This window comes from Micromonospora deserti (genome assembly GCF_003236335.1).
In the GTDB taxonomy this organism is placed as follows: Bacteria; Actinomycetota; Actinomycetes; order Mycobacteriales; family Micromonosporaceae; genus Micromonospora; species Micromonospora deserti.
On the sequence record NZ_POUB01000180.1, the window covers coordinates 1 to 12580 of the forward strand.

10 protein-coding genes are annotated in these 12580 nt (G+C 70.5%); 8 read left to right on the forward strand and 2 right to left on the reverse strand.

Annotated features, from left to right (window positions below; translation table 11 throughout):
* Positions 1–126: 126 nt before the first annotated feature.
* Both C1I99_RS21975 and C1I99_RS21980 read left to right on the forward strand, forming a co-directional pair.
* Positions 127–1392 (forward strand): ATP-binding protein, encoded by a 1266-nt coding sequence (locus tag C1I99_RS21975; RefSeq protein ID WP_111136116.1) that lies wholly within the window; start codon positions 127–129, stop codon positions 1390–1392.
* Entirely contained in the window at positions 1392–2078 is a 687-nt protein-coding gene (locus tag C1I99_RS21980; protein WP_111136108.1) for a response regulator, read from the forward strand. The genes C1I99_RS21975 and C1I99_RS21980 overlap by 1 nt, the downstream gene beginning before the upstream one ends.
* A 251-nt stretch (positions 2079–2329) precedes the next feature.
* Here C1I99_RS21980 and C1I99_RS21985 read toward each other — a convergent pair whose 3' ends face one another.
* Positions 2330–3064, reverse strand: coding sequence for a PIG-L deacetylase family protein (locus C1I99_RS21985; protein WP_199562338.1), 735 nt, complete (start codon positions 3062–3064; stop codon positions 2330–2332).
* Positions 3065–3494: 430 nt separating this feature from the next.
* Between C1I99_RS21985 and C1I99_RS21990 the strand changes: the two genes are divergently transcribed.
* The 5 genes from C1I99_RS21990 to C1I99_RS22010 all read left to right on the forward strand — a co-directional run bounded on the left by C1I99_RS21990 (position 3495) and on the right by C1I99_RS22010 (position 9236).
* Positions 3495–5138: a peptide ABC transporter substrate-binding protein gene (locus C1I99_RS21990; protein ID WP_111136109.1), complete on the forward strand. Its 1644-nt coding sequence runs from the start codon at positions 3495–3497 to the stop codon at positions 5136–5138.
* 146 nt (positions 5139–5284) lie between these two features.
* A complete protein-coding gene (locus C1I99_RS21995) occupies positions 5285–6211 on the forward strand; it encodes an ABC transporter permease (RefSeq protein WP_111136110.1) in 927 nt (308 codons plus the stop codon).
* Positions 6204–7181 carry an ABC transporter permease gene (locus tag C1I99_RS22000; protein WP_111136111.1) on the forward strand — a complete coding sequence of 326 codons (978 nt, stop codon included), beginning with the start codon at positions 6204–6206 and terminating at the stop codon, positions 7179–7181. The genes C1I99_RS21995 and C1I99_RS22000 overlap by 8 nt, the downstream gene beginning before the upstream one ends.
* Positions 7182–7207: 26 nt before the next feature.
* On the forward strand, positions 7208–8230 hold the full coding sequence (locus tag C1I99_RS22005) for an ABC transporter ATP-binding protein (RefSeq protein ID WP_111136112.1): 1023 nt from the start codon (positions 7208–7210) through the stop codon (positions 8228–8230).
* Positions 8223–9236, forward strand: coding sequence for an ABC transporter ATP-binding protein (locus C1I99_RS22010; RefSeq protein ID WP_111136113.1), 1014 nt, complete (start codon positions 8223–8225; stop codon positions 9234–9236). The genes C1I99_RS22005 and C1I99_RS22010 overlap by 8 nt, the downstream gene beginning before the upstream one ends.
* A 227-nt stretch (positions 9237–9463) precedes the next feature.
* Here the strand turns inward: C1I99_RS22010 and C1I99_RS22015 are convergent, their stop codons facing one another.
* Entirely contained in the window at positions 9464–9814 is a 351-nt protein-coding gene (locus C1I99_RS22015; RefSeq protein ID WP_111136114.1) for a chorismate mutase, read from the reverse strand.
* A 352-nt stretch (positions 9815–10166) separates the two neighbouring features.
* On the opposite strand from C1I99_RS22015, the gene pcrA reads away from it, so the two are divergent.
* Positions 10167–12578, forward strand: coding sequence for a DNA helicase PcrA (gene pcrA / locus C1I99_RS22020; protein ID WP_111136115.1), 2412 nt, complete (start codon positions 10167–10169; stop codon positions 12576–12578).
* Positions 12579–12580: the final 2 nt, after the last annotated feature.

The following is a 12580-nucleotide window of genomic DNA, read 5'->3' on the forward strand; positions in this document are numbered from 1 at the left end:
ACCCTGACCCCACCCTGAGATCCCGGGACGTCGAATGTCGGGGGCGTCCCCGTGGTCGGGCCGCCCTGGGCCGTGTGACGATCGAACCGGCGCCGGCACCGGATGGTCGCCCGCGCCGTGCCCGCCGTGACCAGGGAGACTCCGATCAGCACCGTGACCCCGCCACCTCGCCTCTACCGCGCCCCCGAGCACCGGATGGCGGCCGGGGTGGCCGCCGGCATCGCCGACCACCTCGGCATCTCGGTGCTGCGGGTCCGGGTCGCCTTCATGGTGCTGCTCGGGCTGAGCGGGCTCGGCCTGCTGCTCTACGCGGCCTTCTGGGCGGTGGTGCCGCTGCGGCCCGGCGACACCGCCGTCCCGCCCCGCCGTGACGTTGCCCAGCTGCTGCCGTTCGTGGCGATCGGGCTGGGTGTCCTGCTGGTGCAGGTGATGGTCTTCGACTCGGTGGGCGCGGCCGGCACCGCCGGCTGGCTGGTCGCGATCATCGCGGTCGGCGCCGGGGTGATCTGGCACCAGTCCGCTCCGGAGCGGCGGCGGCAGTGGGGCGACTCGATGCCGGTGCCGTGGCTGGGCGCGGTGGTGGAGGAGAGCGACCGACGAGCCTTCGTGCTCCGGTTCATTGGCGGCGGGGTGCTGGTCGCGGTCGGCATCATCGGCGTCGCCGCGGTCTACTCCCCGGCGCAGAACTTCGACGCCGTGCTCAACGGTGTGATCTTCGCGCTGGTCGGGCTCGCCGGGGTCGGCGTCGTCGCCGCGCCGGTGCTCTGGCGGACGTGGAACCAGCTCCGCTCGGAGCGCGAGGGGCGCATCCGGGAACAGGAGCGGGCCGAACTGGCCGCCATGGTGCACGACCAGGTGCTGCACACGCTCGCCCTGATACAGCGCAACGCCGCCGACGTCAAAACCGTCCAGCGGCTCGCCCGCGGGCAGGAGCGCTCCCTGCGCAACTGGCTCTACAAGCCGACCGCCTCACCCGCCGAACGCTTCGCCGCCGCCCTGGAGCAGGCCGCCGCCGAGGTGGAGGACACCTTCGCCATCACGGTGGAGGCGGTGGTGGTCGGTGACCGGGAGACCGACGAGCGGGTCGGCGCCCTGGTGGCCGCCGCCCGCGAGGCGCTGGTGAACGCGGCCCGGCACGCCGCGGTGCAGACCGTCTCGCTCTACGCCGAGGTCGAGCCCGATCAGGTCAGCGTCTTCGTGCGGGACCGGGGCAAGGGCTTCGACCCGGATACGGTGGGGGATCACCGGCACGGCGTCCGGGGCTCGATCATCGGGCGGATGAAGCGGCACGGCGGCCGGGCGGAGATCCGCTCCGGGCCGGGGGAGGGGACCGAGGTCCGGTTGATCCTGCCGATCTCCCGGGATTCGGCCACAGCGGAAAGGGACAGGTGATGGCCGAGCAGTCGATGGAACCGGTCGAGGCGGCGGGTGAGCGCCCCGAGCGGCTGCGGGTGTTCCTCGTCGACGACCACGCCATGTTCCGCGCGGGGGTCCGCGCGGAGCTGGGCGCGCATGTCGAGGTGGTCGGTGAGGCGAGCACGGTCGGCGAGGCGGTCACCCGGATCGCCGCCACCCTGCCGGACGTGGTCCTGCTCGACGTGCACATGCCCGACGGCGGTGGTCGGGCGGTGCTGGACGCGATGCGGCGTACCCACCCGCAGGTCAAGTTCCTGGCGCTGAGCGTCTCGGACGCGGCCGAGGACGTGATCGGGCTGATCCGGGCCGGCGCCCGGGGCTACGTCACCAAGACCATCTCGCCGGACGAGCTGGCCGCGGCGATCCGCCGGGTGGCCGACGGCGACGCGGTGTTCAGCCCCCGGCTGGCCGGGTTCGTGCTGGACGCGTTCGCGGCCCGGCCGGACGCCCCGGTCGCCGACCCGGAGCTGGACCAGCTCACCAACCGCGAGCGCGAGGTGCTGCGGCTGCTGGCCCGGGGGTACGCGTACAAGGAGATCGCCAGGGAGCTCTACATCTCGATCAAGACGGTCGAGACGCACGTGTCGAACGTGCTTCGCAAGCTCCAGATGTCCAACCGGTACGAGCTGTCCCGGTGGGCCGCCGACCGCCGGCTGGTGTGATCCACTCCTCTTCCTGCCCATTCCAGACGGAAGCCACGCCGGTTCCGCCGCCTCCGCCGGGCCCGGACCCGCTGCACCGGCCTCCGCCGTGCCGGCCCGCTCCGCTCCGCCGGGCGGACCGGTTCCGCCGGTACCCGGATCGGTTCCGCCGGTACCCGGATCGGTTCCGCCGGTACCCGGATCGGTTCCGCCGGTACCCGGATCGGTTCCGCCGGTACCCGGATCGGCTCCGCGGGGCCGCGGTTCGCCGGTCATTCGGTGCGGAGCACGGTGAACGCCTCGGCCAGCCGCCCGGCCGGCAGGCCGGCGTTGTCCGCCACCGTGCGGAGCTGGTCCCGCACCCACGTCTCCACGTCCAGGTGCGCGGTCTGGGACCGGTGCGCGCGCATCGCGGCGACCTTGCGGTCGTACTGGCCGGTGACGTCGACGACGTGGTCCGGCGCGGGGCCGCCGAAGTACCAGACCTCGCGTACCACCCACGGCTGAAGCCCTTCGGCCAGCAGCTCCGGGTACGCGAACCGGTTGCGCGCGTCGGGGTAGATCGCGCTGGTGGTGGCCTCGCCGACGGCCATGTGGTCGGGGTGGCCCGGCCCGACCAGCTGCTCCCACCGGCGCAGCGGCGAGTTGGTGAGCACCCGGTCCGGGCGGAACCGGCGGATCACCGCGGTGATGTCCCGGCGCAGGCCGGGCGTCGGGGCGAGGGCCCCGTCGGCGTAGCCGTCGAGGAACTCGACCTGCCGTACCCCGACCGCGGCCGCCGCGGCCCGCTGCTCACGCTCCCGCAGCTGGGGCAGCTCGGCCTGGGAGGTCGCGTCGGCACCGCCGGCGGCACCCCGGGTGATGATCAGGTACGCGACCTGGATACCCTCCTCCACCCAGGTGGCGATGGTGCCCGCACAGCCGAAGTCGATATCATCCGGATGGGCGAACACCGCCAGCGCCCGGCCGACATCCGAGAGTGGGGAAGCGGAGGCGGGGAAGCTCACAACTGCTGAGCCTACGCGGTGCGGAGCTCCGGCTGGAGCTTGTCGTAGCTGGTCAGAGCGGGTGCGACTTGCGCACTTTGTGATCTTTTCTCAAGTATCGGCAACGTGGCGGCCAACTAACGGCTTGATAACGGCACCTTCACGCAACCGGCCGGTGGGTGTCACAGTGGCAGCACCTCACCCTACGTGTGAGGCACTCCGTACGGTCTGAGCTCCACGGTCGCCGCGGCGAGCGGTGGTTCGTGGTGTTGACGCGTGCGTGGTGCCGAGCCTGTGCGGGTGGGGTGGCCCGGCGGATCGGTACATCAGGGTGTCCCGATTTCTCTGCGGTGGAACCGGCGTACCGTACTGCGGGTCGCCGGGGCGGTGTCACCCCCAGACGTGCGTGAAACCCACGACGAACCAGGTTAGAAAGAGGAGGCCCCTCGGAATGAGAGTCTCGAAGCGGGCAACGAGCGCGGTCGCGCTGGGCGCGGCTTTCGCGCTCGTCGCGTCCGGCTGCTCGGGCAGCGACAGCGACGGCGGCGACGCCGGCGCCAGCGCCGACGGCGCGATCACCATCGACGGTACCCAGCCGGAGGTCCCCCTGGTCCCGTCGAACACCACCGAGACCGGTGGTGGGGCGATCATCGACTGGATGTGGACCGGTCTGGTCGAGTACCCCAACGACGGCGGCGCGCCGCGGAACGCCGTGGCCGAGTCGATCGAGACGACCGACTCCAAGGTCTACACCGTCAAGATCAAGCAGAACACGAAGTTCCACGACGGCACCCCCGTCAAGGCCAAGAACTTCGTGGACGCGTGGAACTGGGGTGCCTACTCGCCGAACGGCGCGCAGAACGGCAGCTTCTTCGCCGACATCCAGGGCTTCGGGGACGTGCACACCGAGGACCCGGACGGCGCCGAGGGCCCGCAGAAGGCCCCCGAGCCCAAGGCCAAGGAGATGTCCGGCCTGAAGGTCGTCGACGACTGGACCTTCGAGGTCACGCTCGCCGCGCCGACCGCGGTGTTCCCGACCAAGCTCGGCTACAGCACCTTCATGCCGCTGCCGGACGCCTTCTTCACCCAGAAGCCGGACGAGTTCGGCCGCAAGCCGATCGGCAACGGCCCCGTGAAGTTCGTGTCGTGGGAAGACGACGTCCAGATCAAGCTGACGCGCTTCGACGACTACACGCTGAACGACAAGCTGAAGATCAAGGACGTCAACATCAAGCTGTACCAGGACGACACGGCGGCCTACAACGACCTGGTCTCCGGCAACCTGGACTTCCAGCAGCAGGTTCCGGTCTCCTCGCTCGCCGGTGACAAGTGGAAGGCCGACCTGGGCGACCGGGCCATCCAGACCACCACGCCGTCGACCGGTATCATCGCCTTCCCGATCTACGACAAGCGCTTCCAGAACGCGAAGCTGCGTCGGGCGATCTCGCTGGCGATCAACCGGCAGGAGATCAGCGACAAGATCTTCTTCGGTTCCCGCAAGCCGGCCGACAGCTGGGCGAACCCGCTGACCCCGGGCGCCAAGCAGGGCAACTGCACCGCCTGCCAGTTCAACGTCGACGAGGCCAGGAAGCTCCTCGCCGAGGCCGGCGGCTTCCAGGGCGAGCTGGTCATGTACTACAACGCGGACGCCAGCCACAAGGAGTGGATGGAGGCCGTCGCGCAGCAGGTCAAGACCAACCTGGGCATCAACGCCCGCGCCGAGGGTGTGCCGACCTTCGCGGTGTTCCGCCAGAACATCAACGCCCACAAGATGAAGGGCATGTACCGCGCCGGTTGGCAGCAGGACTACCCGGACGTGGAGAACTGGGTCAACCCGCTCTACGTGACCGGTGGTTCCTCGAACGACGGCCTGTACAGCAACAAGGATGTCGACGCCCTGGCGAAGGCGGCCAGCTCCGCGCCGAGCCTCGAGGAGTCGCACGCGAAGTTCGCCGAGGCGGTCGCCCTGATCGACCAGGACGTCCCGACGGTCCCGATCTACTTCGGCGGCCAGCAGTCCGGCCACTCGGAGAAGATCAAGAAGCTCGAGCTGACCAACGTCGGCGAGCTGGACCTGAGCTCGGTCGAGCTCTGACCAGAACGGTCTGACCCCAGGTCGGGCTCACCTACCGGTGAGCCCGACCTGGGCCGTTCCGCGAGCAGGTGTTACAACATCTCCTCGCAACGTCCGTCATCCCCGTGTCGGCCGTCCGACGCGCCCCCTGTCTGGAGGACCACCCCATGGGCCGTTATCTGTTGAGACGGCTGCTTCAACTCATCCCGGTCTTCATCGGGACCACGTTCCTGATCTACTGGCTCGTGTGGTCGGTGCCGGGTGACCCGTTCGCCGGCAAGTGCGGCGAACGTCCGTGCCCGGACTCGTACGTCAACATGATGACCGAGAAGTTCAAGCTCGATGAGCCGCTCTGGGTGCAGTACGGCAACTACATGCAGAACCTGTTCCAGGGTGACTTCGGGCAGACGTGGAGCGGTCGGCCGATCGGCGACATCATCGCCACCGCGTACCCGAACACGCTGAAGCTGGCCGTGGTGGCCCTGGCCATCGAGGCGGTCATCGGCCTCGCCGCGGGCGTGCTGACCGGCCTGCGCCGCAACGGCTTCCTGGACAACCTGGTCCTGGTCTCCACCCTCTTCATGATCGCGCTGCCGGTCTTCGTCATCGGCTTCGTGCTGCAGTGGGTGCTGGGCGTGCAGTGGCACATCATCAAGCCCACCGTCTCCAGCGAGATGCGCATCTCCGAGCTGATCGTGCCCGGCTTCGTGCTGGGCAGCGCCTCGATGGCGTACATCGCGCGGGTGGCCCGGACGAGCATCGCGGAGAACCGCCGCGCCGACTACGTCCGCACGGCGATCGCCAAGGGGCTGCCGATGCGCCGGGTGGTGGGTGTGCACCTGCTGCGCAACTCGCTCATCCCGGTGGTGACGCTGCTCGGCACCGACCTCGGCGCCCTGATGGGTGGCGCGATCGTCACCGAGGGCATCTTCGGCATCAACGGGATCGGTCGCCAGGTCTTCCGGGCGATCGTCACCAAGGAGAGCGCTACCGTTGTCTCCATCGTGGTGGTCCTGGTGCTGGTCTACCTGTTGATGAACCTGCTGGTCGACCTGCTCTACGCCGCCCTGGACCCGAGGATCCGCTATGAGTGACCCGACTGCCGCATCGATCGTGAGCACGCCCCCCGCCGAGCGGCCGACCGAGGTCGGTGCGCCCACCAACGCGGGGCTGCCCGAGAACGCCCGCAAGGAGAAGCCCCGCGGCCTGCTCGGCGACGCCTGGCGCGACCTGCGCCGCAAGCCGCTGTTCTGGATCTCCGCCGCGTTCATCGTCCTCTTCCTGCTGATGGCGGCCTTCCCGTGGCTGTTCACCAACGGGGACGCGGTCAACGGGTCGCTCTCGCGTAGCCGGGTCGAGCCCTCGGCGAACGGCTGGTTCGGCTACGACGTGCAGGGCCGGGACGTCTACGCCCGGGTCATCTACGGCGCCCGGGCGTCCATCGTGGTCGCCGTGGTCTCGGTGTTCGGCACGCTGCTGATCGGCGGCACCATGGGGATCATCGCCGGCTACCGGGGCGGCTGGGTGGACGCCCTGCTCTCCCGGATCGCCGACGTCTTCTTCGGCCTGCCGTTCGTGCTGGGTGCGATCGTCATCCTGACCACCTTCAACGGGTCGGGCACCAGCAACAGCAAGTGGGAGATCATGGCGCTGGTCAGCCTCTCGCTGATGGTGCTGGGCTGGCCGGTCGTGATGCGGCTGATGCGCTCCTCGGTGCTGGCCACCAAGGAGGCGGACTACATCGTCGCGGCCCGGGCGTTGGGCGCCGGCACCGGTCGGATCATCCTCAAGCACCTGCTGCCGAACTGCCTCGCGCCGCTGCTGGTGTACGGGACGATCATGGTCGGCTCGTTCATCGGCGCCGAGGCGACGCTGTCCTTCCTGGGCGTCGGCCTGAAGACTCCGGTGGTCTCCTGGGGCATCATGATCAGCGAAGCGCAGAACTACATCCGCGTCTCGCCGTTCCTGCTCTTCTTCCCCGCCGCGTTCCTCGTCACCGCCGTGCTGAGCTTCGTGATGCTTGGTGAGGCGGTCCGCGAGGCCCTCGATCCGAAACTCCGCTAGGGGCGATTCAGTTGTCCGACATTCTCGTGTCCGAGCAGTCCGCGGCGGGTACCTCCGGTCGTCCCGCCGGCCGGCTGCTTGAGGTTGACGACCTGCGCGTGGAGTTCCGTACCCGGGACGGCGTCGCCAAGGTCATCAATGGGGTCACCTACCACGTCGACGCGGGGGAGACCCTCGCCGTGCTCGGCGAATCGGGCTCCGGCAAGAGCGTCACCGCCCAGACCATCATGGGCATCCTCGACACGCCGCCCGGTTTCGTCACCGGGGGGCAGGTCCGCTTCCACGGCAAGGACATGCTGCGCATGTCCAACGAGGAGCGCCGCCGCATCCGCGGCGAGGGGATCGCCATGATCTTCCAGGACGCGCTCTCCGCGCTCAACCCGGTTTTCACCGTCGGGTTCCAGATCGCCGAGCAGTTCCGGGTGCGGCGCGGCATGGGCCGCTCCGAGGCCAAGAAGCGGGCGATCGAGATGCTCGACCAGGTCAAGATTCCCAACGCCAAGGGCCGGTTCAACAACTACCCGCACCAGTTCTCCGGCGGAATGCGGCAGCGCGCGATGATCGCGATGTCGCTGGCTCTCGACCCGGAGGTGCTGATCGCGGACGAGCCGACCACCGCGCTCGACGTGACGGTGCAGGCCCAGATCATGGACCTGCTCGCCGAGCTCCAGCGGGAGCGGCAGATGGGCCTGATCCTGATCACCCACGACCTCGGCGTGGTCGCCGACGTCGCGGACCGGATCGCGGTCATGTACGCCGGCCGGATCGTCGAGGAAGCCAACGTGTACGACCTGTACGCCAAGCCGGCGCACCCGTACACCCTCGGCCTGCTCAACTCGATCCCGCGGCTGGACGAGAAGGGGCAGGAGCTCCGGACGATCAAGGGCCTCCCGCCGAACCTGATGAACATCCCGCCGGGCTGCCCGTTCAACCCACGCTGCCCGATGGCGCAGCCGGTGTGCCGGGAGAAGGTCCCGCCGCTGCTGCAGATCGGCGCCGGCCGGGCCAGCGCCTGCCACTTCGCCGAGGAGCTGGTGAACCGTGACTGAGAACATCCTCGAGGTCCGTGACCTGGTCAAGCACTACCCCGTCACCCGCGGTGTGGTGTTCAAGAAGACGATCGGTCAGGTCAAGGCCGTCGACGGGGTCTCCTTCGACCTGCGGCCCGGCGAGACCCTGGGCGTGGTGGGCGAGTCCGGTTGCGGCAAGTCGACGCTGGCCCGGGTGCTGATGAACCTGGAGAAGCCGACCGCCGGCAGCGTGCACTACAAGGGTCAGGACATCTCCAAGTTCTCCGGTTCGGCGCTGCGCCGGCTGCGCCGGCAGATCCAGCTGGTGATGCAGGATCCGTACACCTCGCTGAACCCGCGGATGACGGTCGGCGACCTGATCGGCGAGCCGTTCGAGATCCACCCGGAGGTGGCGCCGAAGGGCAGCCGCCGGGACAAGGTCAAGGAACTGCTCGACCTGGTGGGTCTGAACCCGGAGCACATCAACCGGTACCCGCACCAGTTCTCCGGCGGTCAGCGCCAGCGCATCGGCATCGCCCGGGCGCTCGCCCTGCGACCGGAGATCATCGTCTGCGACGAGCCGGTCTCCGCCCTGGACGTCTCCATCCAGGCCCAGGTGATGAACCTGCTGGAGAAACTCCAGGACGAGTTGGGGCTCTCGTACGTCTTCATCGCGCACGACCTGTCGGTGGTGCGGCACCTGTCCGACCGGGTGGCGGTGATGTACCTCGGCAAGATTGTCGAGATCGGCACCGAGGACGAGATCTACGACCGGCCGACCCACCCGTACACGCAGGCGCTGCTGTCGGCGGTGCCGGTGCCGGACCCGACGGTCCGGGACAACAAGGCGATCATCCGCCTCACCGGTGACGTGCCGTCGCCGATCAGCCCGCCGTCGGGCTGCCGGTTCCGCACCCGCTGCTGGAAGGCGCAGGACGTCTGCGCCGAGCAGGTCCCGCTGCTGGAGATCCGGCAGGGCTCGGACCACCCGAGCGCCTGCCACTTCGCGGAGCAGCGGGAGATCGTGCACAGCCACGAGGCGTGACCCGCCCGGGACCGCCTGCCGACGTCACCGCGACGGCGGCGGGCGGTTCCGTCGTTTCCGGCCCGGTCGCGCCGGCGCGGGCCTCCGTCCGCCGCCGGCACCCGTGGTGGTACGCCCGCCGGTGGGCCGGCGTACCGCCCGGCTGCGGGTCCGGGGCACGCTCGGGTCGCCATGGGTGGCCGGCGCGCCGCCCGCTGTCCGTGGGGCGGCCCGGGCGGCCGCGGGGGTCACAGGGGGCCGCGGCCGGCGCGCAGCAGCAGCAGGGCGAGCTGGGTGCCGTCGGCGCCCAGCGCCTCGCGGAACCGCTCCAGGATCTCCCGCTCCCGGGAGAGCACCAGCCGGGTGCCCCCGGAGGCCATCCGGGTGGCCCCGACCTCCTGGGAGAGGGCGGCCCGCTCCTGCCACAGCTCGATGATGGTGCGGTCGATCTCGTCGATCCGCTTCCGGATCGCCACGATGCGCTCGGCGGCCGCCGAGTCGTCGGTGCCGGTCCGGGCCGTCGCCGCCCCCGTCGGATCCGTGCCGGCCGGGTCGTTCCGCACCGCGCCGCCGCTCTGCTCCGCCACGTCAGTCATCATCGTCGCACCCCTCGGGTATCGGGCCCGGTGCCCGGATCCCGGGACGAGAAAGCCCCGGGCTCGCGAGCCCGGGGCTTTCTGTAGGTCTGGTTGATCAGGCGCGACCCACGGCTGCCGGACTCCCGGTGCCGTAGTAAAAGGAGAAGCGCTGACCGAACACGTCGTCGAGTATGCCGACGGCCGGCCGCCCGCGCAAGGATTCGCCGGAATCGTGCTGTGGAGCACGGTGCAGGGCCGCCGCCCGGGCGTGCGCGGCGGGAATCCCCGGGCCCGGTATCCCGCGGGCCAGTGCCGGGCGGTCCGGGCGTGCGCGGCGGTAAGTGTCCGGCGCGCGGCATAGACTCGCCCTGCGATGCATCCTCTCTTCGACATCCCCGTGTCCCCGCCCGCGCCCGAACCTGCCCGCACCCCGCCGCGCCGGCCGGGCGCCGCCGCGCACCTCGACCCGCGCCAGCTGGTCGAGGGCCTGAACGGGCCGCAGCGGGACGCGGTCACCCACGCCGGCTCGCCGCTGCTGATCGTCGCGGGCGCCGGCTCGGGCAAGACCCGGGTGCTCACCCACCGGATCGCGTACCTGCTCGCCGCGCGGGACGTGCACCCTGGGGAGATCATCGCGATCACCTTCACCAACAAGGCCGCCGGGGAGATGAAGGAACGGGTCGCCGCCCTGATCGGCCCGCGCGCCCGGCTGATGTGGGTGTCGACGTTCCACTCCGCGTGCGTCCGCATCCTGCGGGCCGAGCACGAGCACTCCGGGCTGAAGTCCACCTTCTCGATCTACGACGCCGACGACTCCCGCCGGCTCATGCAGCTGGTGGCCCGGGAGCTCGACCTCGACCCGAAGCGCTACCCGGCGCGCGGGCTGGCCGCCCAGGTCTCCAATCTCAAGAACGAATTGGTCGACCCGGAGGCGTTCGAGGCCCGGGCCAAGGGGCCCAACGAGCGGGCGCTGGCCGAGGCGTACACCCGCTACCAGCTGCGGCTGCGTGAGGCGCACGCGCTCGACTTCGATGACCTGATCATGACGACGGTGCACCTGCTCCAGTCGCACCCGCACGTCGCGGAGAGCTACCGCCGGCGGTTCCGGCACGTGCTGGTGGACGAGTACCAGGACACCAACCACGCCCAGTACGTCCTGATCAAGGAGCTGGTCTCGGGCACCGAGGGGGTCGATCCGGCCGAGCTCTGCGTGGTCGGCGACGCCGACCAGTCGATCTACGCGTTCCGTGGCGCGACGATCCGCAACATCCTGGAGTTCGAGCGGGACTTCGGCGACGCCCGGACGATCCTGCTGGAACAGAACTACCGCTCCACCCAGACCATCCTGAACGCGGCCAACGCGGTGATCGACCGGAACACCTCGCGCAAGCCGAAGCGGCTGTGGAGCGAGGCGGGCACCGGCGACCCGATCGTCGGCTACGTCGCCGACACCGAGCACGCCGAGGCGGACTGGGTCGGCCGGGAGATCGACCGGCTGGTCGACTCCGGCGACACCCGCCCCGGCGACGTGGCCGTCTTCTACCGCACCAACGCCCAGTCCCGGGTCTTCGAGGAGGTGTTCATCCGAGTCGGCCTGCCCTACAAGGTGGTCGGCGGGGTGCGCTTCTACGAGCGCAAGGAGGTCCGTGACGCGCTGGCGTACCTGCGCGCGGTGGTCAACGACGACGACACGGTCAGCCTGCGCCGGGTCCTGAACACCCCGCGGCGAGGCATCGGCGAGCGGGCCGAGGCGTGCGTCGAGGCGCTCTCCAGTCGCGACCGTATCTCGTTCGGCGCCGCGCTGCGCCGGGCCAAGGACGCCCCGGGCATCTCCACCCGGGCGGCCAACGGCATCGCCGAGTTCGTCGCCCTGCTCGACGGCGCCCGCGAGCTGGCCGAGACCGGCACCCCCGAGGAGGTGCTGGAGGCCCTGCTCACCCGCTCCGGCTATCTGACCGAGCTGGAGGAGAGCCTCGATCCGCAGGACGCCGGCCGGGTGGACAACCTCCAGGAACTGGTCAGCGTGGCCCGGGAGTACACCGAGCGGATCGAGGCGCTGGGCGCCGAGGGGGAGCGCGCCACGGTGGCCGGCTTCCTGGAGCAGGTCGCCCTGGTGGCCGACGCCGACCAGGTCCCCACCGACGACCCGGACCACCAGGGCGTGGTCACCCTGATGACCCTGCACACCGCCAAGGGGCTGGAGTTCCCGGTGGTCTTCCTGACCGGCCTGGAGGACGGCGTCTTCCCGCACCTGCGCTCGCTGGGCGACACCCGCGAGCTGGAGGAGGAGCGCCGGCTGGCGTACGTCGGCATCACCCGGGCCCGGCAGCGCCTCTACCTGTCCCGGGCGGTGACCCGCTCGGCCTGGGGGCAGCCGGCCTACAACCCGCCCTCGCGGTTCCTGGAGGAGCTGCCGTCGGAGCTGGTCCGCTGGGAGCGCACCGAGGGGTCGTACACCTCGTGGGCCGGCGGGGGTGGCGGCGTCGGCGGCCGTGCGGACCGCGCGGACCGGGCGGCCGGCGGGCGTGGCGGCTTCACCGGAGGTACGCCCAAGGCGGCCCAGTTGGCCCGGCGGCTCGGCGTCGACGGCAGCCGGTTGACCACGGCGAGCGAGTTGCCGCAGGGGCCGAAGGTGGCGGCCGGTGACCGCGTCAACCACCAGCGCTACGGGCTGGGTCGGGTGCTCGCCGTGGAGGGGCACGGCCCGAGCGCGCGGGCACAGATCGACTTCGGCGACCAGACGATGTGGCTGGTGCTCCGGCACGCCCCGATCGACAAGCTCTGACG

What these genes read in the sequence shown, in the direction of transcription:
- C1I99_RS21980 (WP_111136108.1), top strand. Translation starts at nt 1,392, where the DNA reads ATGGCCGAGCAGTCGATGGAACCGGTCGAGGCGGCGGGTGAGCGCCCC.
- C1I99_RS21990 (WP_111136109.1), top strand. Translation starts at nt 3,495, where the DNA reads ATGAGAGTCTCGAAGCGGGCAACGAGCGCGGTCGCGCTGGGCGCGGCT.
- C1I99_RS21995 (WP_111136110.1), top strand. Translation starts at nt 5,285, where the DNA reads ATGGGCCGTTATCTGTTGAGACGGCTGCTTCAACTCATCCCGGTCTTC.
- C1I99_RS22000 (WP_111136111.1), top strand. Translation starts at nt 6,204, where the DNA reads ATGAGTGACCCGACTGCCGCATCGATCGTGAGCACGCCCCCCGCCGAG.
- C1I99_RS22015 (WP_111136114.1), bottom strand. Translation starts at nt 9,814, where the DNA reads ATGATGACTGACGTGGCGGAGCAGAGCGGCGGCGCGGTGCGGAACGAC.
- pcrA (WP_111136115.1), top strand. Translation starts at nt 10,167, where the DNA reads ATGCATCCTCTCTTCGACATCCCCGTGTCCCCGCCCGCGCCCGAACCT.